Raw genomic sequence first — 25,014 nt, forward strand, 5'->3', positions numbered from 1 at the left:
ACTTCAAGAAGTGAGAAGAAAAGTGACACGAGTAACAGTTTAAAGCCGAAAAACTCTAAGCTACAAGCCGGTCCGTCACCTCTATCACCTCACCATTTCAAGCTGTAGATCAAGGGTCATCATAAATAAAAAAGGCCATACCCCTCAAAGGAGAGGTACGGCCTTTCAAACTGGTTACAGATGATCTTTGTATCACATAGGTACGATTAATTTATTCGTATCCTCGTTCCAGGTAACCACCACATACCAGATCATCATTGCGCCAACGATGAGGGTCAGCGTTCCACCATAACCAAAGACGTCCGGGAGATAGACATAAGAGCCTAAAACACCATCACTCTCAAAATCATTATCCTTGATCCAGGCTGTCATCATGGAAGTCGACAGAGCAAAGAACGGCACCACCATCATCAGTTTTACCTGCCCCTCGCCAACCCTCCATAAAGTGCCTGAACCGCAACCACCGGCAAACATGGCACCAAGACCGAAAACAAAACCGCCTACAACACTTCCCCAACCGAAAGTACCGCGTACATAGTGAGCCGGGTTTAAAACAGCTTCACCTTCTGCTCGCATTGGTACTCCGTACTTAAGAACAGCAGCACCAATTGCCACAATAACGATGGAGAGCATTACGGACTTGGCCATGGTGCAGTCACCGGTCATATGTGGTTCACGGAACCCCTGTACCATACACCAGCGACCACGCTGCATCGCATACCCCAAAGCTGCAGATATCACAAGAATACCACTCAGTGATGCCACATAATCACTGTCTTCATTCCCTGCGTACGCATACGCTCCCGCAATAATCGCGACAATAGCTACCACTGCCAGAACAGGGCTTGCTGGACCAGGGATGGAGAATGTTTTTGAACCTGTTGAACCCCAGGTGATATGTTCCATTTCAAGATAAAGCAGCTTAAGGCCCAGAATTACCCCAAACACCAGTCCGAGCATCATGGAGAATCCATTGGCAGAAAGATTGCCTATGGCATTATAGAAACCACCAACATTACAACCACCTGCCAGCGATGCCCCAACACCCATCAAAATACCGGCGATTACGGCTTTAACCATCTCCCGGTAAGGGGGAATTCTCAGTGCAAAATCTTTTCCCAGACAGGCGGAAATAAATGCACCAGCAATAAATCCCAACCCTATTACCGAACCTGAGTTAATAAAAATAGATCTCGGTACCTCCTCGTACAGGGCCAGCAACCCAGAATCAGAGCCAAAGACTGAAGCGACTCCATACATCATCCAGTCCCCCCAACTCCTTAGCGCACCCACAGCTCCCCACGGTCTCCACCACGCCATAATCATAACAGAAAGAAAGCCAACCACCACGCCTGTTACGGTTGGGTTCCACTCTGTCTGGCAAAGCGTTTTATACAATTCCTTCACCTTAGATGCTAATACGGATTCTGCACTCATTAATTCCCTCCAGCTTTTACGTCATATAGGTGTACAAATTCGCCAAAATAAATACTGCTTTACAACTACCTATTTTTTTTGTCAAGCACCACAAAAATGAATAGTCATTCACTCGATATTTAACCTCCACAGCGTCGTACAAAATTGGTCTTTTTCTTAGTTATTACAAGGTTCTTGACCCGTTTTTTTCGTTCTTGACAGATTCTGTGCTCTACAGTATAGGTCATCTATGTGATCCGCATACTGTGTAGTAGCGGTTTGTTGATTCCTAACATACTACTATGTAGTACAAACAACGCTTAACATTGTCAGGAGGAAGACATGAGTGATTTCAAAAAAGTTGATGATGGTGTTACCCCTAATGCCAAACTGGATGCCAAGGGATTAAGCTGCCCTATGCCCCTTCTTCGTACTAAAAAAGAGATAGGTAAACTCGCCAGCGGCGAAATTCTTCAGATAGATGGTACCGATCCAGGCTCCAGAAATGATCTGCCCGGTTGGTGTGAACGCGCAGGACATGAGTACCTGGGTGAGAAGGAAGAAACCGGCTATATCTCCTTCTTTATCAAGAAAGGTTGATCCTGATCAAAACCGGATTCTCTGATTTTTTTACAGGGAGTCAACCAGCTTTATAAATCCGCGTCAGGTACTGTTTGTACTACAGTTCAACTGTTCGCAGATTTTTTTTTAACAGGAGTACATCATGGCAAAAAGCTTAGGTATATTTGTCACTACAGAAGACTCAATGGATCATGTCATGGGTATAACCAGGGCAGCAAAAAGCAAAGGATCCTCTGTAAAGATCTTCTTTACCTGGAAAGCGACACACCTCTCCAAACACCCTGATTTCAAAGAGCTGTGTGAAATAGCAGACGATGTATCCATCTGCGTCGACAGTTACGCGAAGCAAGGATATGATATTAATGACATTCCAGCCGGACTTGATGCCAAGAAAATGGCTACTCAGGCTCAACACGGAATTATCATCGAAGATTACGACTGTTATCTCAGTCTGTAGGAGGTGTAGGGATGGAGTATAACAAAGTATGTTTGATGTTCAGGCATGAGGATTATGCCCTCGACGGCATTCGCTCTGCGCTGGGTCTGGCAGTAGAAAATATGTACGCATATGGTGTAGTAATGGATAAAGAGCTGCCTGCTTTTGACGATTACACCAAAGAGACCATCGAGATGCTGCGTGACATGGAAGGTGATATTCTCACAACAGTTCCAGCCAACATCGAAAAGAGTGATCTTACCGGAATCACACTTGAAGAACTTGGTGAAAAGCTTCGCGAGATGACCCATATCATTCCTTACGGAATTAAATAGAATCCCAAAAGGTACGTACATGAAGATTCTCAATGTATACAGGTCAGAACCTGATGAGACCGTCAAAAAGCTGGTGGAGATTGTAACCAGAGACAGAGAGGATGAATCCTTCGACCTCTATGCGGACTCTCCTGATTACGACGCACTTGTAGATAAAATCTTTTCAGCAGATCAGACAATCTGCTGGTGGTAACATAACAGCACTCAGAACGTAATTCCTCACCACACATCTATATATTTTCGATAGTTGCTGTTTTAACTCCGGATCATTTTTTTTTATAAGATGATCCGGAAATTTTTTTGGCAATCAATGATATCCCTCTTTGTGTCATTCTCATCCAGAAAAAATAAGCGTCTAATTCATGCCGTTTACGAGTGACACTGCAGAGTCATGGTTAAGCTACTCATTTTTTTTTCAAAATAATGAATAGTAACCATCCGTACTCCACCTCTCCTCCTGCCACAGGCGTCCCTGAATGTTCACCGGTTCATGCTGAGCTCATGTCGCAATCATTCTATCGTATACTATCCAGAACCTTGTTCATCACCAGATTGTGAATAGCAGGTCTGAATGCCCGTATTTTGTCGTTCATCCTGCTTGGATGAACCCTGTTGGTCAAAAGCACCACGGATATCCCTCTTTCGAGATCCATCCAGAACGATGTTCCTGTGAAGCCGAGATGGCCGACGCTCCTTGGTGAAAAATATTTGCCTGCGCTTGAAGCTTCAGCCGAAGGTGAATCAAATCCATAACACCATGTTGAGCCCTCAACTCTCGTCATAAGCTTTTTCAGCATGCGTCCTGAAATCATTTTTGAACAGTCCCTGCCACCCCAGACAGCACCGAGTGTTGAACAGAGTCTCGTTACTCCTTCCACAGTCCCGAAGAGCCCTGCGTGACCGGCAACTCCCCCCAGGGCTCGACAATTGTCATCATCTACTTTTCCACAAAGCCAGGAATGGGACCAGGGACAAATTTCTGTGTATGCATACGACCGATCAGCTTTATCCTGATCGTCAGGTATAAAAAACAACTGTTCAGACAGCCCCAGGGGCTCAGCTATTTTCTCCTTGAAGTACGCATCGAGTGATTTTCCTGAACAGCGCTCCACTATCTGACCAAGCAGCAGGTAGCCAAGATCACTATAAATGTGTTTGGTGCCGCTTCTATACTGGAGAGGCTCTTTAAGCAAAGTTTTCAGCAGCCAATCGGCTCTCAGCTGTTTCGGTACCCCCAACAGCTTAACGTAATACGGGCGGTGCGCCGGTAAACCTGAGCAATGGGAAAGTAGTTGCCATAGCTCTATATCTGCCGTTTCCCGGCTCATGTCAATATCCTGAAAAAGCGTTGATACAGCTGTATTCATTGTTAAAATTTTATTTTCAACAAGGTTTGCAACCAGCAGAGTTGTAACGAGAGGCTTGGTCAATGATGCTAAATCAAAAACTGTCTTCTCATCAACAGCTTTATCACGTTGATATTTATGACAATATCCAGAAAAATATTTCTTTTCAAATTGTACTCTTTCGCTTTCTACAACCACTGACAGCGACAAGCCGCAGCTCACCCCGTTTTCAACACCGCTATCCAACAGTGACTGGATTTCATCTCGTCTATTCATAATTTCCATATGGGATGTTGATAGTTATCAACAACATTAAGTCTTCGTTTTTTCAGCTTAACCACTTATAGCAAGTAGAGTTATCAACATTTTTCAACATAGTTATCAACATTTTGACAAATTCAGATTGTGGAAAAGTTATTCACAGTCTGTTGATAACTATGTTGAAAACGAGTAATCCACAAAATCAGTGATGTTTCCCCAAACACCATTGTGAAAAAAAAAATCTAATATCTCAGTTAGATGATCAAGATATCAACATATCAACCGGCTTAATAAATATAATCTTTTAAAAGACTAATAAGAAGGGGACTACCTACCAGGTAGACTGGAAGTTTTTCTCAACGTGTAACAATGAACAGGTGTTTTTCTTTTTTTCTTTAAGGGATCTTAAAATCAGCGATTGCTCTCACCTGCACCGAGGTTTCACCTGCCCTTAGATTTCATACTGGTAAACAGGCTTTTTTTTCAATTTATCTGAAAAAGGTATCAGGGTATCTCTTTGCTTCCGACTGTCTCAAAAAGAGGCTATAGAGACTCTCATTGAGAATGTTTTAGTGAACAATCGAGCCAAGAAAGAGACAGATGACAAAAAAAGTGCATTTGAGAATATAGTCTGCTTTTCCTCTAAATCTTAAAGCTGGAATTAAAATTACACAATATTTCAATGTGATAGATGTTTATTTTTCTGATTGCTCGTACTATTTTCTGCAAAATTGATAGCAAATCTGCAGAAAATGTTCAGATTTGTCCCTTCAATACAGCTCAGATACCATTATTTTATTGAATTTTTCGCATATTTTTACTAGATTGAGTAGTTGTTTCTAAATCTACTATCTACCTGATTTATCGAGCTTAATTGAATTTCATTTCCGGTCACTAGAACCGATTTTAATAGGGGTGGCAAATTGCAGAGATAAGCCAGCAAAAAGAGTAGCTTATCTGGATCATCCTCCCCAATAATGCCGAATTCAAGGTCACGAAGAAAAAAACATCATTTAAAGCAAGTGATTACAACTGTTTTATTGTTCGGAACCTACTGCGATACAGGAAAATTTCTTATAAATCCTTGAGGATGAAATAAAGGAGTTTCGGATGCCGCTTCATTGCACTATCACCAAGAACAATTTCCTTGAAGGCTTGAACAGCCTGCAAAACATCACCAACAAAAAAGGTACCCTGGCCATACTTTCAAATGTGCTCATAAAGGCTAAGAGCAATGGTCTTGAATTGACAGGTACTGACCTTGAAGTTGGTCTCAGGCTTTTTGTACCTGCCGATGTCCAGAATGAGGGTTCTATTACTTTACCCTGTAAAAAAATATTCGAGATTGTACGGGAATCAGGTTCAGACACCATCACTATCGAGGAAACTGAAAATAGCTGGGTAGTTATTACAGCCGGACACAGCACCTATAACCTCGCTGGCATGGCCAGTGACGAGTATCCCGATTTTCCTGAATATCAGGATGACAGTTTTGTATCGTTTGAATCCTACGTCTTTCTTGAACTGATTGATAAAGTCATATACTCCATTGCCAGCGAGCAGGAGAATATCTACTCTCTTACTTCAGTTCTCTTTGAAAAAGAGCAACGTGACGGTGTTTCCTACCTCAAGATGATTTCTTCAGACGGACATCGCCTTTCCATTATGGAAAAAGATGTTGCCTCTGATATTGAACAGTTACAGCTCAATGAAGTCACTCTTATTCCCAAAAAAGGAATCCAGGAGTGGAAAAAATTCTGTGAAGATCGTGATACGATCGAGATCTCTTTTGAAGAGAAGCAGCTGGTGGTGAGAGAAGGCCAGGCTGTTATGGTAATCCGGTTAAAGCAGGGTGATTTTCCACAGTACCAGGCAATTGTTGACGCTGTTCAGCTCGAAAATTGCGCTCGAATCAATCGAATTCCGTTCCTTGAGTCTCTGAAGAGAATCAATCTGTTTACCGAAGATATGTTTCACACCATTCAGTTGCAGATTGACAACGAGAAGATGGTCTTGACTTCGCAAAATGCAGATATTGGTAATGCCAAGGATATCCAGGAGATAGAGTACCCTGGTGAAGCCTTGACCCTTGGTTTTAATTGCAGGTATTTTATCGAGGCTTTGCAGGCTATGGAGTGTGAGACGCTTGAGGCCTACATCAACTCAAACAATAGCCCTTGTCTGATCAGGTCAGAGGAAGATACTGGTTTTACAAGTATAATCATGCCAATGCAGTTGTAGAAGCGTACTAGGTAACTCGAAACTGCTTTAATCATGAAAACTCTTGAGAAGGACATAGCGTGACAGAAGAAACAACCAATTATGGCGCCGAACAGATTAAAGTTCTGGACGGACTGGAAGCTGTTCGTAAGCGACCTGCGATGTACATAGGCTCAACTGCTGAAGCTGGATTGCATCATTTGATCTGGGAGGTCGTTGACAACAGTATAGATGAAGCCCTTGCCGGACACTGCAGCAGAATTCGTATAAATATCCACGAAGATAATTCTGTAACTGTCGAGGACGATGGACGCGGTATTCCTGTCGATATTCATCCTACAGAAAATATAACAGCTCTTGAGCTGGTTATGACCACCCTCCACGCCGGTGGTAAATTTGATCATTCCACCTACAAGGTCTCTGGTGGTTTGCACGGTGTTGGTGTTTCTGTTGTTAATGCTCTGTCAGTTGAGGCAACAGCTACTATCAAGAGAAACGGCAAGGTTTATCGTCAGACCTACGCGTATGGAGAGAAAACTTCTGAACTTGAAGAGATAGGTACCAGCGAAAAAACCGGTTCTATCATCAATTTCAAGCCTGATCCTGACATCTTCAAGGAGACAACGGTCTTCAACTATGAGACTGTTAAGAATCGCGTCAGGGAGTTGTCCTTTCTAAACAAGAATGTCAGGATTCACCTCAAGGATGAGCGAAGCGGTGAGGAAGACAAGTTTCATGCCTCAGGGGGACTGATCTCTTATGTTGAATACTTAAACAGAAAGAGAACACCTGTTTTTCCCGACCCTATATTCATAGTTGGTAGCAAAGATCAGGTAGAGGTGGAAATAGCCTTTCAATATTATGATGGTTATTCTGAAAGACTCTTTAGTTTCGTCAACAATATTAACACCAGGGAAGGCGGAACCCATGTTGCTGGATTTCGTTCTGCCCTGACGAAATGTATTAACAGGTATGCGAGCGATGATATCATCCCCAAAAACCTCCGGGAAAAGATGGGCGGCGAAGATGTCCGTGAGGGTCTTACCTGTGTAATATCTGTGCATGTACCTGATCCGCAGTTTGAAGGGCAGACCAAGACCAAGCTCGGTAACTCTGAAGTAAAATCCATTGTAGAGTCTGTCTGCAATGAGAAGCTCACCCAGTTTCTTGAGCAGAATCCCAATATTGCTAAGAAGATTCTGTCGAAGGTTGTCGATGCCGCCAGAGCCAGAGAAGCCGCAAAACGTGCCCGTGATCTTTCCAGAAAGAAAGGTTCAACAAGCTTACTCATGGCAGGTAAGCTTGCAGAATGTCAAGAAAAAGATCCAGCAAAACGCGAAATATTCATAGTCGAGGGTGACTCGGCAGGCGGTTCCGCCAAGCAGGGAAGAGATCGTTCAATACAGGCGATCCTGCCACTGCGTGGTAAGATCATGAATGTTGAGAAGGCCCGTTTTGACAAGATTCTCAATTCCGAAGAGATAAAGCAGCTGATCGGCGCCCTGGGTTGCGGCATTGGTAAGGATGAATTCGATCTCGAAAAGCTTCGCTATCACAAGATCATCATCATGACCGATGCCGACGTGGATGGTGCCCATATCCGTACCCTGCTGCTGACCTTCTTTTACAGACAGATGCTTCCTCTGGTACAGGGAGGGTTCATTTATATTGGAAAACCACCTCTGTACAGGCTCGGAAGAGGGAAGAAAGAGCAGTATTTCCTTGAGGAAAGTGAGCTCAACAGCCATCTTTTCAGCCAGGCCAGTCAAAAGATGACCATTGTCATTCCCGGTGAAAACGAGGTGGAGATCGACGGCGAAAATATGGTTAAGCTGATGGAAAAACTCTCAGTTTACCAGAGAATTGTCGCTTATATGAACCGCATGAATATCTGGGAGGACATGCTCTACTTTCTCCTCGACAATAATATTCGTACTGCCGATCAGTTTGCCGATGAGGAGTTTGTCAGCGGCCTCATCGCTCGTTTACCCTCAGAAGAACTGGTGATCGGGAATGTTCGTTCCTGCCGGTGGCGACCGGACTGTTACGAGGCCGATGTGGCCATGCGTGACAAAGTGCAGATAATGATGACCCTTGGTCCCCAGATCCCGTTGATAAGCGAGTACAGAACGGCTCTTTCAATTTTCAATGATATAAAGGCGTATCTGAAAGGTGGATTTATTATTCGAACGGGCGCTAAAACCGACCAGGCATCAGAACGTCTGGTGGAAGGTTGGGGTGAATTGGTCCAGGCGGTCCGTGACGAATCCTTCAAGGGAAGCCATCTGCAGAGATATAAGGGTCTTGGTGAGATGAACCCGGATCAGCTCTGGGAAACCACTATGAACCCTGAGAATAGAACCTTACTTCAGGTGACGATCAAGGATGCCGAGCAGGCTGATGATATCTTCACCACCTTAATGGGCGACAAAGTAGAACCTCGAAGAGAGTTTATTCAGAATCACGCCCTCGAGGTAACTGATCTCGATATTTAACAGAAGATATTTTGGCCGATTAAGGTCCCTAAATAACAGTCTTTATTGAGTTATGACAAACGAAATTGAAATTCAACAAGAAGAATTTCCGACGATATCCGTAGAGCAAGAGCTGCAGAAATCGTATCTCGAATACGCCATGAGCGTAATTGTCGGACGTGCTCTTCCAGATGTTCGTGACGGTTTGAAACCGGTTCACAGGCGTGCCTTGTTTGCCATGAGAGAACTTGGTGTTTTCTATAATCGGCCCTACGTGAAATCAGCACGTATTGTCGGTGATGTAATCGGTAAATATCACCCCCATGGCGACTCCGCTGCATACGACACCATCGTTCGAATGGCTCAAAATTTTGCCATGAGATACCCGCTGGTAGATGGCCAGGGTAACTTCGGTTCCCTGGATGGTGATTCTCCTGCTGCTATGCGTTACACCGAAGCAAGGATGACGCGTATAGACAGGGAAATAGTTGCAGATCTTGAGAAAGAAACCGTAGACTGGGTTCCCAACTACGACAACTCTCTGCAGGAACCAGCAGTAATGCCAAGTAAGATCCCGAACCTTCTGGTAAACGGTTCTTCCGGTATTGCTGTGGGCATGGCGACCAATATTCCACCGCATAATATAACTGAAGTACTCAATGGCCTTATTGCCATGGTGGATGATCCGAATATAACTGTGCACGAGTTGATGTCTATCATCACCGGGCCTGATTTCCCTACAGGTGCTCTCATCTGCGGTCGCGCTGGTATTCGTGAGGCCTATGAAACCGGGCGTGGTGTCATTACCATGCGGGCGTTGACCCATGTTGAAAAATCAAAAAATGGCAAGCGCGAAGCGATCATTATCACAGAAATTCCTTATCAGCAGAACAAAGCGCATCTGGTAGAAAAGATCGCAATTCTCGTCAAGGATAAGAAGATAGATTCTATCTCAGAAGTTCGTGATGAATCCGACAGGCACGGTTTACGGGTTGTACTGGAACTGAAGAAAGATGAAATAGCAGAAGTGGTCATCAACCAGCTCTACAAGATGACCCCCATGCAGAAGTCGTTTGGTATCATTTTTCTGGCGATTGTTAACAATAAGCCAGAAGTACTCAATATTAAACAGATACTGGAACACTTCATTCTTCACCGAAAGGTGGTTGTTTATAGACGAACCGCTTTTGAGCTAAACAAAGCCGAAGAGAAAGCACATATTCTCGAAGGTTTGAATATTGCGATTAACAATCTTGATGATGTCGTTGCACTTATCAAGGGTTCTAAAAATGCGGCGGAAGCAAAAATTGGTCTTATAGAACGATTTGATTTGTCCGAAAAACAGGCTCAGACAATTCTTGATATGCGGCTGCACAGGCTCACCGGCCTCGAACGCGAGAAAATCGCAAGTGACTATGCTGATGTTCTGAAAGAGATAGACCGGCTGAGAGAAATTCTTGCCAGTGAAGGACTGGTTATGAAAATCGTCAGGGATGAGTTAATCGAGATTAAGGAAACATATGGTGATGAACGCCGTACCGAGATTGTCGATGCTGTAGACGAAATTCTACCTGAAGACCTCATAGCGCCTGAGGATATGGTAGTTACGGTAACCCATTCAGGTTATATCAAACGAAATCCTGTCAATCTCTACAGATCCCAGAACAGAGGCGGTAAAGGTGTAACAGGGGTTAAAAACATAGAAGAAGATTTTGTGTCTAATCTCTATGTTGCCTCAACTCTCGATACATTTCTCTTTTTCACTAATCACGGAAAAGTATTCTGGAGAAAAGTTTATCAATTGCCAATGGCTGGTAGAACAGCCAGGGGTAAAGCAATTGTGAATCTTCTTGAACTGGCGGAGGATGAGAAAGTTGCAGCAATCCTTCCTGTTGCCTCATTCGAGGATGAAGAGCTCGAAAAAACCATCATGATGGTTACCAGACTGGGCCGCATCAAAAAGACTTCTTTACAGGAGTTCAACAGGCCACTCAGAAAAGGTAAAAGGGCGCTCACCATAAGAGAGGGCGATGAAATTATCGCAGCTCACATCCTCAATGGAAACGACACCATACTCATGGTAACCAAAAAGGGTATGAGTATTCATTTCCACGAAGATGACATTCGTACCATGGGTAGAACCGCTGCCGGTGTAACAGGTATGAGGTTAGCCGAAGATGATGAAGTGGTCAGTGCAATCGTCGTTTCAAGCGATAATTCCATTTTGATCGTCACTGAAAATGGGTACGGAAAGAGAAGTCCAATCGCTGAGTACAGGATACAGAAACGTGGTGGTAAGGGTATCTTTGGTATCAAACAGAGTGAGCGAAACGGTAATGTAATTGCAGCAAAGCTTGTTGATGATGAAGATGAAATCATTCTTATCTCAGATAGAGGAAAGATGATAAGAATGGATCTTTCCACGGTGAGGGTAATAGGTCGTTCTACTCAGGGAGTCCGTCTCATCAATCTCGAACAGGATGAGAAGGTTGTCGGCATGGATTCTGTTGCCAAGGAAGACTCAACCGAAGAAGATGAGTTGGAAGGTGATGAAGAGTAAGCCAGTTGCAGTTATTGGGGCAGGGTCGTGGGGAACGGCCCTTGCCATGGTACTCTCCTCAAAAGGACATACAGTGAGGCTCTGGGGGCACAATCCTGAGCATATACTTGATATTCAGAAGGAGAGAGAGAATAAAAAGTATTTACCGGGTTTTCCTCTACCGGAAACACTACAAGCCGTTGATGACTTAGAGAGTTGTCTTGAAGACTGCAAAGTAGTCGTGATGGTTGTTCCATCACATGGTTTCCGTGCCGTATATGAGCATGTTGTACCGTTATTACAACAAGGGACATGTGTTGTTTCAGCGGTTAAAGGGATAGAAAACAGCACTCTTATGACCATGACTCAGGTCATGGATGATGTTCATAAATCCTTTGCTGATAAGAATATAGAAACAGCTGTGTTGTCAGGGCCGTCATTTGCCAAAGAAGTCGCTGCAAATATGCCGACAGCCATAACAATTGGTTGCAAGAGTATAGGTACCGCGAAGATGCTCCAGCAACTTTTTGTAACTGAAAGTTTTCGTGTTTATGCCAGCACTGATGTTATTGGTCTGGAGATAAGTGCTGCGCTCAAGAACATCGTAGCCGTAGCAGCCGGAATTTGCGACGGCTTAGGGTATGGCTTGAATACCAGGGCAGCCCTCATAACCCGGGGTCTTGCCGAGATAACCAGGCTTGGCGTGGCAATGAAAGCTGAAGCGGCTACTTTTTCAGGTTTGAGCGGCCTCGGTGATCTGGTACTGACCTGCACCGGGGACCTCAGTAGAAACAGGTCTGTTGGCCTGAAGCTTGGCCAGGGCAGAAAGCTCGATGATATTGTCAATGAAATGAATATGGTGGCTGAAGGGGTCAAGACTACCAAATCATGTTACCATCTCGCCAGGCGCCTTGGTATTGAGATGCCTATTCTTGAACAGGTCTACGCGATACTCTATGAACAGAAAAATTGTTCTGATGCAGTGCGTGATCTTTTGAGCAGAGAACTGAAAGTTGAATAAAAAAGGGAGTTGATGGAATGACATCAACCCCCTTTTTTTATGTAGATATGACTAAAGTAACTGTTGCTTACGTGTTGGACCAGTCGTTATCTTTAAATTCATCATGATCAGGTTTCGGTGGCTTTTCTTCTAAGAGGCGTTGTTCTAACCACTTGAGAACCTTAGGGATCTCAGCTTTAAATTCGTTTAGAGCTTTTCCTCTATGGCTTACGCTGTTCTTTCTTGGCATATCAAGCTCGGCGAAGGTCTTGCCGAACTCTTCGAAATAGAAAAGTGGATCATATCCGAATCCATTTTCACCTCGTTTCTCTTCAAGCAGCGTTCCGGTGCATGAACCTTCGTATGTTAAGGCTGGACCGGATGGAACTGCTATTGAGAGAACACATTTAAAATGAGCAGTTCTATTCTCTTTGCCCTTCATTTCCTGCAATAATTTCGAACAATTGTCATCATCAGTGGCGTTCTCACCAGCGTATCGTGCCGAATATACTCCAGGTGCACCGTCAAGCGCGTCAACTACCAGGCCTGAATCGTCTGCAATAGCCGGAATTCCTAATATTTTCGCTGTGTGAAGAGCTTTTTTATAGGCGTTATCATCAAAAGTTTCGCCATCCTCGATCGCTTCCGGAATAGGACCAAAATCATCGAGTGATTTCAATTCTACCTGGAAATCTTTGAGAATTTCACGAAACTCCCTAACTTTGTTGGCATTACGGGTAGCCAGAACGATCATGGAAACCATTTCTATTGATCCTTTGAAATAATAAGAGGGGAGTAGGGTTATTTTTTCTTACGCAGACGCTTGTCGTATCTTTCCTGCTCGCTGTAAATACATCCACAATAAGGTTGTCGATACATTCCCAGTTCAATCGATTTATCTATGCCATGCTGCCAGCCGTTGCGGAAATCACGATAAATGAAATCTATATTATATTGTTTTGCCAAAGAAAAACCACATTCCTTGAGTTTTTCATGATTTTGATAGCGACTGTACAGGAGAGTTGTGGAAAAAGCATCGAAACCCTCTTTGGCAGCACGTGCCGCGGTTTCTTCCATCCTCCAGAGGTAACATACTGCACACCGTTGTGATTCTTTGAAAACTACCTTGCGCAGAAACTCCTGGAGCCCGTAATCGCCCAGGTCAAGAATGGGAATTCTGTTGTGCTCACAAAACTCACGAAGTGCATTTCTTCTTTTCTTAAACTCTTTGTAGGGATGGATATTAGGGTTGAAGAAAAATGCGGAGATATCAAATTCATCCTTGAGTTCACTGATAGGATGGATTGAGCACGGCCCGCAACATGTATGCAATAAGAGCTTCACAGATTAGATTTTGTACTTTTTAGGGTCTATATTATATTGATGAATCTTATAATTTATGATCCGAAGACTTGTATCAAGATACTTTGAAGTCTTGGTTTGATTACCATTGTTCTTCTTTAACCCGTCTATGATAAGCTCTTTTTCGAAGTTTTCAACAGAAGCTGTAAGAGAAAGAGGGTTATCGTCTCCTCGTGGTTCGGATGTCTGCAGAGTAGGGGGGAGATGTATCCCCTTGATGGTATCCTCGTCACAAATCAGAACTGCGCGCTCAATACAATTCTGGAGTTCACGCACATTTCCCGGCCAGTGATACTGAATGAGCATATCAATCGCAGAGGTTGATATTCTTCTAATTCTTTTATTGTTTTCCTTGGAAAATTTATCGAGGAAAAATTCGGCCAGAAGAAGGACATCAGTTCTTCTCTCACGAAGTGGCGGCATGTATACAGGGAAAACATTCAATCGATAGTAGAGGTCTTCCCTGAACGTTCCTTCCTGCACTGCCTTTTCAAGATCGCGATTGGTAGCAGCAACAAGGCGAACATCGCAATCTATGGATTGGGCTGAACCAAGTCTCTGGAAATTCCGCTCCTGAACTACATGTAGCAGTTTAACCTGGACAGAATTGCTTATTTCGCCAATCTCATCCAGAAACAGCGTACCACCTTCCGCCTGTTCAAACCTGCCTATCTTTCTCTCGTTAGCACCAGTAAAGGCGCCTTTCTCATGACCGAAGAGTTCACTTTCAAGTAAAGTTTCGGGAAGAGCGGAGCAATTCACAACCACAAATGGTTTTTCAGATCGCTTGCCGTTGTAATGAAGGGCCTTTGCTACCAGGGTTTTTCCTGTCCCGGATTCACCTCTAAGTAGAACTGTGGCGTTGGAATCAACAACCCTGTGAACCATTTCATAGACATCCTGCATTTTGCTGGAGTTGCCTATGATGTCATTAATCTTGTTCTTCTGTGACAGTTCCCGCTTGAGTTTGAGGTTCTCTGTATGGAGTTCTTCCTTTTCCCTGTTGACGGTCTGGATACGAATGGAGGTTTGGGCAATCAGGCCGCTTAATACAGTTAAAAACTGAAGATCAGTATTGGCCTGTTCAGAGAGTCCTTTCTGGTAAATCCGATCGATACTCAGGGCACCGATAACCTGGTTGCCATCCTTGACAGGAACGCAGAGAAATGACCGGTTCTGGTCTTTGATATCGCCTCTGGAGCGGGTTCTGTTAAGGAACAGAGGCTCTTCAGCAATATGGGGGACTATTATTGGTTCTCCGGTGGCAACAACCCTGCCAGTAATACCTTCACCAATTTTATATTTACCTCGCTTTCTCCCCTCTGCGGTGATGCCATGGGCAACTTCAATCTCAAGTTTGCCAGTGAGGGGGTTAATGATGGTGACTGTACCATTCTCCATCTCTTTCATGTCAGAAAGCAGGGTCATCGTTTTTTCGAGACAATCGCTCAAATCCATTGATGAAGCCAGCTGCTTTGTGATTTCATAAAGACAGGTGAGGTCCTGAAGCTGCTTTTCTATTATCAAACTTTCGTCAGGCATTGTTTTGTATAGTATTGATTTTAGCAGTGGGATATACTGTGGCCCACAAGGAATTCCCTAAATTGGAAGGTTTGTAGAAAGGATATTACAAAAATGTGACTATTTTTTAAATACTTTTCTTTACAGTGCATACAGATTGTTGACATTAGCCACCGCTAATGGTACAAGATAACCCGCATGGAGGGATGGCCGAGTGGTTTAAGGCGGCGGTCTTGAAAACCGTTGTACGAAAGTACCGTGGGTTCGAATCCTACTCCCTCCGCCATTTAAATATTCTTGGAGAGATGACCGAGTTGGCCGATGGTGCTCGCCTGCTAAGCGAGTGTGGGGGTAACACTCCACCGAGGGTTCGAATCCCTCTCTCTCCGCCAGATAATAAAAGCCTGATATCTCTTTTGCAGATATCAGGCTTTTTTATTTTATAGCTACTCATAATCTAGTTTAAAGAACTAAAGGGTAAGACCAAAACCGCTGTGGGTAATGGCTGGTTGTCCTTGGTGGTTTGTACCATGCCAGTTATGAGTCTCATTTTAGACATACATGCAATTTGTGAAAAAAAAAAGCCGATAGTTCCATCATATTAGATGAAGCTATCGGCTTTTTTTTGGAAAAAAGGTTCCCGGCTACCTTTGCCACATTAACGTTTCTTTAATCCATCCCTCCAGTCCGCTCTCATGGCGTACTTTGATCCATCCTGACTTGCTGTCGAGCTTACGGAAAACCACTCCGTAAAATGCTTTACCAACAATATCGTATCTCGTGGATGGGCCGCTACGGATATTGATTTTTTTGTCTGTCCCTTTGTGTGATTTAACGATCACAAAAGAATCACCGGAAAGAAGTGAGGTGTGTATCCACCCGGTATCCTTCTCAAAATCTCTGACCTTTATCCACTCACCTTTTCTCTCAACAACGCGCAGTGGAAATCCATTGCCATATGCCCATTTTATATCAAAACCTACCCCCGGGCCCGAACGAAGGTTAACATTGTCACCCTTAACGCTGAGGGTTTCTGAAAATGAGGGTTGTGCAATAAGGAAAAAGAAAAGTGTGAAGAAAAAAGCTCTTATAATCATATTTCGTTTAGGAGATGTATGATTAGCCCGACTCTAAATGTAATAAAGAGCCGGGCTATGAATTGAAACGTTGTCAGATTATCAATATTACAGAGCTTTCAGAAATACTAGGAAATATGCACTGACGTCAAGCTAAAGCTTTGCAGAGACGTAGTAAAATCAGAACTATTCCTGGATTTCGTTCATGATAACAGAAATTAGTCGCTCCAGGTCGTCTGGAGAGTAATACTCTATTTCGATTTTCCCTCTGCTGCCGGCCTGATTGATAGCAACTTTAGATGAGAGCCTGTTCGTGAGTTGATTAACCAGGGATTTGCAGTATGTCACTGGAAGCTCATTCGCATCCTTATTCTGCGGTGATGATTGGGACGGTTTACTGATGGCGGTGAGTTTCCTGACAGCTTTTTCTGTCTGACGAACAGAAAGGGCCTTTTTAATGATCTGATCACGAACGTCCTTCATGGCACCAAGATCATCTGAAAGACGGAGAAGTGCACGTGCGTGACCCTCTGAGAGGGTACCCTGAACCAGGTCCTGCTTTATAAAATCAGGAAGGTTTAGTAATCTCAGCATGTTGGATATAGTTGATCTTTTTTTACCAACCCGTTTTGCTGTTTCTTCCTGTGTATAACCAAACTTTTGAATAAGTTTGTTATATGCCTCTGCTTCCTCAATCGGGTTAAGGTCGGTTCTCTGAATATTTTCTATGAGAGCGAGTTCAAGCAGGGTATCTTCGGCCTCAACATCCATAACAACAACTGGTACTTTATCCAGACCAGCGAGTTTAGATGCACGAAGCCTGCGCTCCCCAGCTACTAACTCATAACCATCTTCATTTGAAGAGACGGTAACGATGAGAGGCTGGATGACTCCATTCTCACGGATAGAATCAGATAATTCTTTGAGATTGTCTTCGTCAAAGTGGACACGTGGCTGGAATTTGTTTGGAGCAATTCTGTCAATGTCACACTCGAAGTACTTCTCTTCTTCATCGTTGCCAAATAGAAGTCCCACCCCTTGTCCTAATCCAGTTGTTTTCGCCACTATATGCTACCTCTGATTTTGTAAAAATTCTTTTCCAAGTTGAATATACGCTTTTGCGCCTTTCGACCGAATATCGTACTGGATAACCGATTGACCATGACTTGGACACTCACTTAGCCGAACATTTCTTGGTATAACAGTTTTGAAGAGCTGCTCTGCGAAATGACGCTGAATCTCATCTGCAACCTGGTGTGTGAGTTTATTGCGGGTATCATACATGGTGAGCAATAATCCTTCGATGTACAAAGAACTGTTGAAAGTCTTTTTAACAGAACGTATTGTATTTACGAGTTGAGCTAGCCCTTCCATAGCGAAATACTCGCACTGCATGGGTATAAGCACCGAGTCCGAAGCAGTGAGTGCGTTAACGGTCAAGAGACCTAACGATGGCGGACAATCTATAAGGATATAATCGTAATTGTCCTTCACCGATTTGAGAATTGACTTTAATGCCTGTTCTCTCGACTCTCTTCCAACTAATTCGATCTCTGCTGCTACCAAATCGATATTAGCCGGAACGAGATCTAAATTCTTAATACTGGTTTTTGTTACGGCATCAGCAATACTGCAACTTCCAACAAATGCACCGTAAAGATTTGCCTTGAGAGAGCGGGAATCAACTCCAACACCACTTGACGCATTGCCCTGTGGATCTGAATCAATAAGTAAAACTTTTTTTCGTTTTTTTGCCAGGGCAGCGGCAAGATTGATTGAAGAAGTTGTCTTTCCTACTCCACCTTTTTGATTGGCAACAGCAATTGTTTTACACGATGTTGGCATCGACATTCAACCCCCCAGATAGAATAAATAGGAATATAATTAGAATATCTAAACGAAATTCCATTGTTGAACAATGTTTTTCCACATATTGAGCTAATCTTCTGCCATTTTTTATGATTTTTGGTAAAAACCGCTGTAAATTTACAATCAAAAGCTGTTCTTAAAAAAACTAATTAACGAATTATTTCACGTGAAACATTGCATGAGGCTGATATGGATAGTGACTATTTGATTATAGGGACAGGTATAGCCGGACTTTCCTTCGCTCTTAGAGCTGCAAAAAAAGGGTCCGTTAAATTAATCACCAAGAAAGAAGAGATTGCTTGTGCCACCAACCTTGCCCAGGGTGGTATTGCAGCGGTGCTGTCAGAAGACGATAGTTTTGAGCTTCATATCCAAGATACTCTCGTTTCTGGCGATGGCTTGTGTGATAGAGAGGTGGTTCGAATAGTTGTCGAAGAGGGCCCCGAACGAATTCAAGAACTTATTGAGATTGGTGTTGGTTTCGTCAAAAAGGAAGGCGAGAAGCGAGACCTAGATCTCGGGAAAGAAGGTGGCCATTCTAGAAGAAGGGTAGCGCACGCTTATGACCTGACAGGAAGAGAGATTGAAAGGGCTTTACTGGCGGAAGCAAAACGCCATTCCAATATAGAGATATTAGAAAACTGTCAATGTATCGATCTTATTACCCATGGGAGAGAAACAAAGAAAAAATGTATTGGAGCCTTTGTCTTAACAGAAGGAGAGGTTAAGGAATTCAGAGCAAAAATTACTGTTCTTTGCACCGGTGGTGTGGGAAAAGTTTATCTCTATACCACCAACCCTGATATAGCAACAGGAGACGGAGTTGCTATGGCTTTTAGGGCAGGGGCGAAAATTGCTAACATGGAGTTTATCCAGTTTCATCCAACTTGTCTTTACCACCATCAGACAAAAAACTTTCTTATTTCGGAAGCGGTTCGAGGGGAGGGGGCTTTTCTCGTCAACAGCAAAGGCGAAAGATTCATGGCCAAATATGACCCAAAGCGTATGGAATTGGCCACAAGGGATACTGTCGCCAGAGCTATAGACTCTGAAATGAAAAAGAGTGGTGATGATTGTGTATATTTAGACATAACTCATAAAGATCCAGAGTTTATTAAAAATAGGTTCCCTACGATATATGGGAAATGTAAAGAGTTAGGTATAGATGTTACTAGAATGCCAATACCAGTGGTTCCGGCAGCACATTATCTTTGTGGTGGGGTATTGACAGACACGAGTGGCTGTACATCGATTAGCAACCTCCTCGCCTTAGGAGAAACGGCATGTACAGGTCTTCATGGTGCTAACAGATTGGCAAGTAACTCACTGCTGGAAGCTGTTGTTTTTGCCAAAAGAGCTGCCGATTACTGCGACAGTCTTGAACTCAACCATTCAGACAGTACGCCTCTAGATCGCCCTCAGTGGATGGATAATAGGGGTAAGTTGTTGGATGAAGCTATACTCATTAATAATAACTGGGATATTCTTCGAAGAGTGATGTGGAACTATGTTGGGATAGTGCGTAACTCACGACGTCTTGATCTGGCAAGCAAAAGAGTCGTTGAGATAGCTCGTGAAATTGAAACGCTGTACAAAGAGTATAAGGTCAGCGCTGAAATGATCGAGCTAAGGAATATAGCTATTGTGTCTCAACTCATAATAGAAGCGGCTAAGGCAAGAACCACTTCCCAGGGACTTCACTTTTTGCAGGATGAAAATCCAAGAAATGATGATGATACCTCCAATCACTGGAATGTTTTTTCACGAAAAATCAACTATGCAGATTACCCGTGGCAAAGCGAAAAAATTGAAACAATAGAAGTGTGACTTTTTAGATAGAAGAAATGTTTCACGTGAAACATTTCTTCTATCTATTTATTGCCTCGATGAAATACGTGTCAAGTGAAAGAAAGTGTGACACCTTCATTTTAATCCAATGAAATTCCTTGGAAATCTATTTCTATTGTTTAGACGATGACGAGCTAATCTTTTGTGGGCAAAATAATAAGCAACAAAGTACCTGTAATTGCATTAAAATACATTGTTTTTGAGATTGTTTTGAACTGTTTACGTAATCACCATTTTATGGTTTCAGCCCTGAAGGTGTGTCCCGTTAAGGCTTATCATTGACATTAGAGTTGGATAGTGCCTACCATTAATTAAGTGAATGATAGAATAAATAAGATAAAAAGAACCAGCTGGAGGTGGAGTATGAAAACATCTTTGAGGGCGGTACTGGCTGTTGTCTTGGTGACAATGGTGGTTTCGTGTGCTCCCCAAAATAAAGCGCAGACAGGAGCAGCAGTTGGAGCAGCAGGTGGAGCACTTGCTGGTCAGGCCATAGGAAGAAGTACTGAAGCAACTCTCATTGGTGCCTTGGTTGGTACTTTGGCGGGATACATGATTGGCAATGAAATGGATAAATATGACCGCCAACGTTTAAATAATGTATATGAGACGGGAGTGTCAGGACAGACCATTACATGGCAAAATCCAGACAGCCGTAATGTGTATAGCGTTACTCCCCAGCCCGCAACTACCAGCACTTCAGGGCCTTGTAGAAGGGCGGAAGTAGAGGCCGTGATCGAGGGCAGGCGTGAAACAACATATACCACAGCATGTAGAGACTATAACGGACAATGGGTACTTCAATAGTGTAGAAGTTATCTTGTATACCAGTCGAAAATATTTATGCTAGATGTTTAGGGGGGTGGGCTTATTGCCACATCCCTTTTTTTTTGATCATTGTCAATTTTGGTAAATTCCTATTCGTTTCAATTTTTTCTTGAACGAACATCATTTCTCACTCTATGCCGTTTAATTCTATCGCCACCTCACACCTGGGCAATTCCTGCTGAGCATCGGGGGGCTGTTTTGCTCCAGTTAGCAAGTACAGTAGCTGATGAGGTGGGTGTGTTAGGGATATCCAAAGAAGACAGACACATACAGCATTTTTTCAGGAAACAGTCTGTAGTAATTTTAGAAAGATTGTTATCCGGGTCGAATACTCTCTGATTCTAATAGTTCGTAGTGAGATCAATTGGAGTGTGGCTGAGGTGTGTTGGCAGAATTGTGCAGGAGTATAATTAATAATCTACTGTGTGATCCATATTATTTACTCATTACCACCAATATTCCGTAGGGAAATGTGAAGTGATGGACGTGGGGTGTCAGACGTGATTTGTTGGCATGTGGACAATCCCCGGAATAATTCTGCAAATCGGTTTGTAGAGAAATGCTTTTTAGCTTTAAGCTGTCACTCTTAACACCTTTTCCTCACGCCACACTCCTTGAAACTCAGCTTTAGTGGTGATCAGCTATTATTCTACAAAATTCTTGAAGCAGGGGGTGAGGGGAGTGAGCAGGTGATATAGAACTTACAGGAAGTTGTGTTAAATAAATATCTATTGAGAACTACAGTCGTACAAGGCTCCTTTTATTGCAATTCAGATAGGCATCAAATTTAACCTGATGAGCCAGGGCGGAGTGTAGTAACCATTCATATTCATTCTGATCAGGTGACGAAAAGAAGGGAGCAGGTTGGGCAATGACTCTTGCTGCAATCAAACCTCACATAGGGGATGGGAACGCCTGATGAGCTTTAAGTTGGTACTCCTATAACCTTTCTCCTCACGCTTCAGTAATCAGCTATATATACGAGATCTTTAATTGCTGATTCTAATATGGTCAAAAGTTCAGGAGACGAGTAGCCAGGGGGAATATTATGCGGATGATGAGCAATGGATCAAGAAGGACCAATTGTGAGACGTACAATGCAGTGCCAGGAGGTTTCTTTATAAATATACTTCCTGCAAAACATCTTTGGCTGCAGTAGTGGAAAATGAATGACAATTGAATAATAGATGAAAGGTGGCGTTTCCCTAATATGTTTTTCTCTATGAGAAAAAATTAGAGGGGAGAAAAACAGCTCTATAATAGGGTGGTATGAAAAAGGTTGTTTTAGTTGAGAGTAGGATGATTAGAAGTATAAATAATAAAATGCAAAAATTATACTTTTAGAAAGTATTACAGAAAGCTAATTATCATTAGCTTTAGCGCAAGATTATGGAAAGTCGACGCTTTGTCGTGGAGAAGTGGAAAAGAAACATATTTTGCAGATTGATATTAGGCATATAGATAGTGTGTTACATTCAGTTTCCCCCTGACATTCTGCTTAACAAAAAAGGCATTAGGCCTGGGGCAGGGGAGACAGTAAAGCTAAAAAAGTCCCTGATTACCCTTGAAACTCCACACTGCAATTGTACATTTCATTGGTAGCTTGATGGATCTTTATTCGGCTGGCAGACCGGTCTGTATTCACAGGGCAGCGGGAAACTACGATCAGTACCCTCATCAGTACCTTCTGGAAAAATCAATTTGCGTCCTGGTTTGATTTCTCTTTACGTGCCCGGCGGAGTATAAGCGGAAACAGCTATCAAAAGAAGTAAGCGGTTGTATCGATCAGAAAAGAAAAGGGCGATTGGTTGTAATAACCAATCGCCCTTTTTTGTATGGCGTCCCCAAGGGGATTCGAACCCCTGTTGCCGGCGTGAAAGGCCGGTGTCCTAGACCTGACTAGACGATGAGGACAAAATAAAGATGGTGGGTCGTGTAGGACTTGAACCTACGACTCTCTGATTAAAAGTCAGATACTCTACCAACTGAGTTAACGACCCACATCAATATGTTTACGTAATACATGTACTATATGATCATACTAACTTTACACAATACAACTTGTCAAAGTTGGAATCTGTAAAGGGTGTCTACACAATCGCTGAGCAGACTTTCTGTGCATATGTCAACCAAGGTGCCGGCTTTCCAAGTGCATAGAAAAAGGCGATTGATTCTCAGGAATCAATCGCCCTTTATATATGTGGCGTCCCCAAGGGGATTCGAACCCCTGTTGCCGGCGTGAAAGGCCGGTGTCCTGGACCTGACTAGACGATGGGGACAGGACTTACTTGGTGGGTCGTGTAGGACTTGAACCTACGACTCTCTGATTAAAAGTCAGATACTCTACCAACTGAGTTAACGACCCGCTGAGGCCCCGTTATTTACAAAACACCGGGGTATCTGTCAACAGAAAAAGTAATCTATCTTTGATTTTTATCATCGGCAAAAATGCAGGTCAAGGCAAAAGCATCGGATCTACCAAGGTTTAAGGTGAAGCAGAAAAAATATAAGAATGGTACATTTCAAGGGAAAATAGACAAGAGCCTGAATGATACGCTATAGGTTAAAGCTAAAAAAAACTTTTTAGAGTATTATTTCCGTTTTTCATGCCTCATGTTCCCCAGGTCATACGGTCCGGCATCGGGGGACAGAAGTTCAGGGACCGTTCAAGGTAAAATAATGGGATTTTTAAGCGGTTCAGCCAGCTTTGTTCGCTTCAGTGTTGAAGGTGAGCTACCAGAAAATGCATTGGATTTTATTGCAGATCGGGTGATTGCCTTCTCCTTCAGAGATATAGATGATACTTTCGATGAGTACTCGATAGGCTGGGTTTCAGTTCTCAATATGTTTGATTCTCAGTTCAAGTATGCCTCCTATGCGGCAGGTGATTACATAACCCTCACCTTGAGAGTCGATGAGCGTAAAGTATCTCCTGCTATTCTCAAGAAATTTGTGGCAAAGGAAGAGGAGCGGGTCAAGCAGGAGAAACAGGTGCCAAAACTCGGTCGTTCCCTCAAGGTAGAGATCAAGGAAAGGGTACGTACTGAGTTGATGAGGAAAGCTATTCCGGTGCCAACAACGTATGAATTATGCTGGAGCCTTTCAGATTCAACCCTCACCTTTTTTACTACCAACAAGAAGGCCCACACGGTATTGGAAGATTTTTTCCAGGAGAGTTTCAACCTGATGCTTCGTCAACAGATTCCTTATGTTGTTGGTGAAACCCTTCTGAATGAAGAACAGGCAGCTCGCCTTGCGATGATCAATCCAGAAGTATTAGTGTAGGAAATTCCCCAATAATAGACAATCCTTTCAAAGGCATATCATGGATTTAGTAGATTTAATTGCTGAAAAGCGTTTTGTTGGGCAGGAGTTCCTCACCTGGCTCTGGTTTAAAAGCGAGCAGCGCGGCGGCAGCGTCGAGTTACCCGGTGTTGGTGACATCATTGTGGTGTTCGAAAAACACATGCTGCTTGAATATGGTGAAGGAGAGACCAACGAGAAGTGTATTTGCTCAGGACTGCAGAGTGAACTGCAGGAAGCAAGAACAGGTCTTTTAATGGGAAAAAAGCTGGAGCAGGCTCGTATTCAGCTTGTCCAGGGAGATTATGAGTATAATTTCACTCTCTCCGGCGCACTCATGGAGTTCAGGAATGTCAAGCTTCCCAAGACCGCCGGTACAGAGCAGGATGATTCGAATAACCCGGAAGAAGCTGAAGGCATGATTCTGGAGAGAATCTTTCTTTTTGAAGAGCTTGTTCGTATAGTTAACGAATTATTACGTATTTTTCTCGAAACACGCACCTCTGAAGGATGGCGTGACGAGTTGGACAAAATTCGACAATGGATTCATGGCCCGTCTGAAAGCACCGGGGCGTGAGCAAACCTTTTTGATTTAGAG

General features: G+C 43.3%; 20 protein-coding genes and 6 tRNA genes. 14 read left to right on the top strand and 12 right to left on the bottom strand.

The window, feature by feature from the left end; translation table 11 throughout:
• Positions 1–192 precede the first annotated feature (192 nt).
• The gene (locus FCL45_RS03010; protein WP_136796111.1) at positions 193–1,437 is read right to left on the bottom strand and encodes a YeeE/YedE thiosulfate transporter family protein; all 1,245 of its coding nucleotides are present in this window, start codon (positions 1,435–1,437) and stop codon (positions 193–195) included.
• Positions 1,438–1,758: 321 nt separating this feature from the next.
• Here FCL45_RS03010 and FCL45_RS03015 point away from each other — a divergent pair, with 321 nt between their 5' ends.
• From FCL45_RS03015 to FCL45_RS03030, 4 genes are all read left to right on the top strand, one after another.
• The gene (locus FCL45_RS03015) at positions 1,759–2,016 is read left to right on the top strand and encodes a sulfurtransferase TusA family protein (protein WP_136796110.1); all 258 of its coding nucleotides are present in this window, start codon (positions 1,759–1,761) and stop codon (positions 2,014–2,016) included.
• A gap of 124 nt (positions 2,017–2,140) precedes the next feature.
• Positions 2,141–2,455, top strand: a complete 315-nt coding sequence (locus tag FCL45_RS03020) for a peroxiredoxin (protein WP_136796109.1) — start codon at positions 2,141–2,143, stop codon at positions 2,453–2,455.
• Between the two features lie 11 nt (positions 2,456–2,466).
• On the top strand, positions 2,467–2,769 hold the full coding sequence (locus tag FCL45_RS03025; RefSeq protein ID WP_136796108.1) for a hypothetical protein: 303 nt from the start codon (positions 2,467–2,469) through the stop codon (positions 2,767–2,769).
• A 19-nt stretch (positions 2,770–2,788) separates the two neighbouring features.
• Positions 2,789–2,962: a hypothetical protein gene (locus FCL45_RS03030; protein ID WP_167495678.1), complete on the top strand. Its 174-nt coding sequence runs from the start codon at positions 2,789–2,791 to the stop codon at positions 2,960–2,962.
• Between the two features lie 322 nt (positions 2,963–3,284).
• Here FCL45_RS03030 and FCL45_RS03035 read toward each other — a convergent pair whose 3' ends face one another.
• Positions 3,285–4,391: a serine hydrolase domain-containing protein gene (locus FCL45_RS03035; RefSeq protein ID WP_167495677.1), complete on the bottom strand. Its 1,107-nt coding sequence runs from the start codon at positions 4,389–4,391 to the stop codon at positions 3,285–3,287.
• Positions 4,392–5,486: 1,095 nt separating this feature from the next.
• Between FCL45_RS03035 and dnaN the strand changes: the two genes are divergently transcribed.
• From dnaN to FCL45_RS03055, 4 genes are read left to right on the top strand one after another with little or no spacing between them, the layout of a single operon-like run.
• Complete coding sequence (gene dnaN, locus FCL45_RS03040) at positions 5,487–6,617, top strand: DNA polymerase III subunit beta (protein ID WP_136796106.1); 1,131 nt, start codon at positions 5,487–5,489, stop codon at positions 6,615–6,617.
• A gap of 59 nt (positions 6,618–6,676) precedes the next feature.
• Positions 6,677–9,091, top strand: coding sequence for a DNA topoisomerase (ATP-hydrolyzing) subunit B (gene gyrB, locus FCL45_RS03045; RefSeq protein WP_136796105.1), 2,415 nt, complete (start codon positions 6,677–6,679; stop codon positions 9,089–9,091).
• Between the two features lie 52 nt (positions 9,092–9,143).
• Positions 9,144–11,630 (top strand): DNA gyrase subunit A, encoded by a 2,487-nt coding sequence (gene gyrA, locus FCL45_RS03050; RefSeq protein WP_136796104.1) that lies wholly within the window; start codon positions 9,144–9,146, stop codon positions 11,628–11,630.
• A complete protein-coding gene (locus FCL45_RS03055; protein ID WP_136796103.1) occupies positions 11,620–12,630 on the top strand; it encodes an NAD(P)H-dependent glycerol-3-phosphate dehydrogenase in 1,011 nt (336 codons plus the stop codon). Before gyrA ends, FCL45_RS03055 begins: the two co-directional genes overlap by 11 nt.
• 67 nt (positions 12,631–12,697) lie before the next feature.
• Here the strand turns inward: FCL45_RS03055 and FCL45_RS03060 are convergent, their stop codons facing one another.
• From FCL45_RS03060 to FCL45_RS03070, 3 genes are read right to left on the bottom strand one after another with little or no spacing between them, the layout of a single operon-like run.
• The gene (locus FCL45_RS03060; protein WP_136796102.1) at positions 12,698–13,372 is read right to left on the bottom strand and encodes an XTP/dITP diphosphatase; all 675 of its coding nucleotides are present in this window, start codon (positions 13,370–13,372) and stop codon (positions 12,698–12,700) included.
• Positions 13,373–13,410: 38 nt separating this feature from the next.
• On the bottom strand, positions 13,411–13,953 hold the full coding sequence (locus FCL45_RS03065) for an epoxyqueuosine reductase QueH (RefSeq protein ID WP_136796101.1): 543 nt from the start codon (positions 13,951–13,953) through the stop codon (positions 13,411–13,413).
• Positions 13,954–13,956: 3 nt separating this feature from the next.
• The gene (locus FCL45_RS03070) at positions 13,957–15,513 is read right to left on the bottom strand and encodes a sigma-54 interaction domain-containing protein (protein ID WP_136796100.1); all 1,557 of its coding nucleotides are present in this window, start codon (positions 15,511–15,513) and stop codon (positions 13,957–13,959) included.
• Positions 15,514–15,692: 179 nt separating this feature from the next.
• On the opposite strand from FCL45_RS03070, the gene FCL45_RS03075 reads away from it, so the two are divergent.
• Together FCL45_RS03075 and FCL45_RS03080 are read left to right on the top strand one after the other, a co-directional pair.
• A tRNA-Ser gene (locus FCL45_RS03075) sits at positions 15,693–15,778 on the top strand.
• 13 nt (positions 15,779–15,791) lie between these two features.
• Positions 15,792–15,884: transfer RNA gene (locus FCL45_RS03080), tRNA-Ser, on the top strand.
• A 252-nt stretch (positions 15,885–16,136) separates the two neighbouring features.
• Here the strand turns inward: FCL45_RS03080 and FCL45_RS03085 are convergent.
• From FCL45_RS03085 to FCL45_RS03095, 3 genes are all read right to left on the bottom strand, one after another.
• Positions 16,137–16,589 (bottom strand): SH3 domain-containing protein, encoded by a 453-nt coding sequence (locus tag FCL45_RS03085; protein ID WP_136796099.1) that lies wholly within the window; start codon positions 16,587–16,589, stop codon positions 16,137–16,139.
• A gap of 165 nt (positions 16,590–16,754) precedes the next feature.
• Positions 16,755–17,603, bottom strand: a complete 849-nt coding sequence (locus tag FCL45_RS03090; RefSeq protein WP_228721435.1) for a ParB/RepB/Spo0J family partition protein — start codon at positions 17,601–17,603, stop codon at positions 16,755–16,757.
• A 36-nt stretch (positions 17,604–17,639) separates the two neighbouring features.
• Positions 17,640–18,419 (bottom strand): ParA family protein, encoded by a 780-nt coding sequence (locus FCL45_RS03095; RefSeq protein ID WP_338031719.1) that lies wholly within the window; start codon positions 18,417–18,419, stop codon positions 17,640–17,642.
• 207 nt (positions 18,420–18,626) lie between these two features.
• On the opposite strand from FCL45_RS03095, the gene nadB reads away from it, so the two are divergent.
• Together nadB and FCL45_RS03105 are read left to right on the top strand one after the other, a co-directional pair.
• Positions 18,627–20,264, top strand: coding sequence for an L-aspartate oxidase (gene nadB, locus FCL45_RS03100; protein WP_136796097.1), 1,638 nt, complete (start codon positions 18,627–18,629; stop codon positions 20,262–20,264).
• A gap of 384 nt (positions 20,265–20,648) precedes the next feature.
• The gene (locus FCL45_RS03105; protein WP_136796096.1) at positions 20,649–21,092 is read left to right on the top strand and encodes a glycine zipper domain-containing protein; all 444 of its coding nucleotides are present in this window, start codon (positions 20,649–20,651) and stop codon (positions 21,090–21,092) included.
• 1,857 nt (positions 21,093–22,949) lie between these two features.
• Here the strand turns inward: FCL45_RS03105 and FCL45_RS03110 are convergent.
• The 4 genes from FCL45_RS03110 to FCL45_RS03125 all read right to left on the bottom strand — a co-directional run bounded on the left by FCL45_RS03110 (position 22,950) and on the right by FCL45_RS03125 (position 23,478).
• Positions 22,950–23,027: transfer RNA gene (locus FCL45_RS03110), tRNA-Glu, on the bottom strand.
• A gap of 10 nt (positions 23,028–23,037) precedes the next feature.
• Positions 23,038–23,113 (bottom strand) — tRNA-Lys (locus FCL45_RS03115).
• Positions 23,114–23,314: 201 nt separating this feature from the next.
• A tRNA-Glu gene (locus FCL45_RS03120) sits at positions 23,315–23,392 on the bottom strand.
• Positions 23,393–23,402: 10 nt separating this feature from the next.
• Positions 23,403–23,478 (bottom strand) — tRNA-Lys (locus FCL45_RS03125).
• A gap of 314 nt (positions 23,479–23,792) precedes the next feature.
• On the opposite strand from FCL45_RS03125, the gene rdgC reads away from it, so the two are divergent.
• Positions 23,793–24,398: a recombination-associated protein RdgC gene (gene rdgC, locus FCL45_RS03130; RefSeq protein ID WP_136796095.1), complete on the top strand. Its 606-nt coding sequence runs from the start codon at positions 23,793–23,795 to the stop codon at positions 24,396–24,398.
• 40 nt (positions 24,399–24,438) lie between these two features.
• The gene (locus FCL45_RS03135; RefSeq protein ID WP_136796094.1) at positions 24,439–24,993 is read left to right on the top strand and encodes a hypothetical protein; all 555 of its coding nucleotides are present in this window, start codon (positions 24,439–24,441) and stop codon (positions 24,991–24,993) included.
• Positions 24,994–25,014: the final 21 nt, after the last annotated feature.

This window comes from Desulfosediminicola ganghwensis (assembly GCF_005116675.2).
GTDB classification, from domain to species: Bacteria; Desulfobacterota; Desulfobulbia; order Desulfobulbales; family Desulfocapsaceae; genus Desulfopila; species Desulfopila ganghwensis.

Excerpts from the sequence above, each read along its gene's own strand:
- FCL45_RS03035 (WP_167495677.1), bottom strand. The coding sequence starts at position 4,391 with ATGAATAGACGAGATGAAATCCAGTCACTGTTGGATAGCGGTGTTGAA.
- FCL45_RS03135 (WP_136796094.1), top strand. The coding sequence starts at position 24,439 with ATGGATTTAGTAGATTTAATTGCTGAAAAGCGTTTTGTTGGGCAGGAG.
- FCL45_RS03105 (WP_136796096.1), top strand. The coding sequence starts at position 20,649 with ATGAAAACATCTTTGAGGGCGGTACTGGCTGTTGTCTTGGTGACAATG.
- rdgC (WP_136796095.1), top strand. The coding sequence starts at position 23,793 with ATGGGATTTTTAAGCGGTTCAGCCAGCTTTGTTCGCTTCAGTGTTGAA.
- FCL45_RS03025 (WP_136796108.1), top strand. The coding sequence starts at position 2,467 with ATGGAGTATAACAAAGTATGTTTGATGTTCAGGCATGAGGATTATGCC.
- FCL45_RS03030 (WP_167495678.1), top strand. The coding sequence starts at position 2,789 with ATGAAGATTCTCAATGTATACAGGTCAGAACCTGATGAGACCGTCAAA.
- FCL45_RS03010 (WP_136796111.1), bottom strand. The coding sequence starts at position 1,437 with ATGAGTGCAGAATCCGTATTAGCATCTAAGGTGAAGGAATTGTATAAA.
- FCL45_RS03055 (WP_136796103.1), top strand. The coding sequence starts at position 11,620 with ATGAAGAGTAAGCCAGTTGCAGTTATTGGGGCAGGGTCGTGGGGAACG.
- FCL45_RS03020 (WP_136796109.1), top strand. The coding sequence starts at position 2,141 with ATGGCAAAAAGCTTAGGTATATTTGTCACTACAGAAGACTCAATGGAT.
- FCL45_RS03085 (WP_136796099.1), bottom strand. The coding sequence starts at position 16,589 with ATGATTATAAGAGCTTTTTTCTTCACACTTTTCTTTTTCCTTATTGCA.
- FCL45_RS03070 (WP_136796100.1), bottom strand. The coding sequence starts at position 15,513 with ATGCCTGACGAAAGTTTGATAATAGAAAAGCAGCTTCAGGACCTCACC.
- dnaN (WP_136796106.1), top strand. The coding sequence starts at position 5,487 with ATGCCGCTTCATTGCACTATCACCAAGAACAATTTCCTTGAAGGCTTG.
- FCL45_RS03095 (WP_338031719.1), bottom strand. The coding sequence starts at position 18,419 with ATGTCGATGCCAACATCGTGTAAAACAATTGCTGTTGCCAATCAAAAA.
- gyrA (WP_136796104.1), top strand. The coding sequence starts at position 9,144 with ATGACAAACGAAATTGAAATTCAACAAGAAGAATTTCCGACGATATCC.
- FCL45_RS03060 (WP_136796102.1), bottom strand. The coding sequence starts at position 13,372 with ATGGTTTCCATGATCGTTCTGGCTACCCGTAATGCCAACAAAGTTAGG.
- FCL45_RS03015 (WP_136796110.1), top strand. The coding sequence starts at position 1,759 with ATGAGTGATTTCAAAAAAGTTGATGATGGTGTTACCCCTAATGCCAAA.
- nadB (WP_136796097.1), top strand. The coding sequence starts at position 18,627 with ATGGATAGTGACTATTTGATTATAGGGACAGGTATAGCCGGACTTTCC.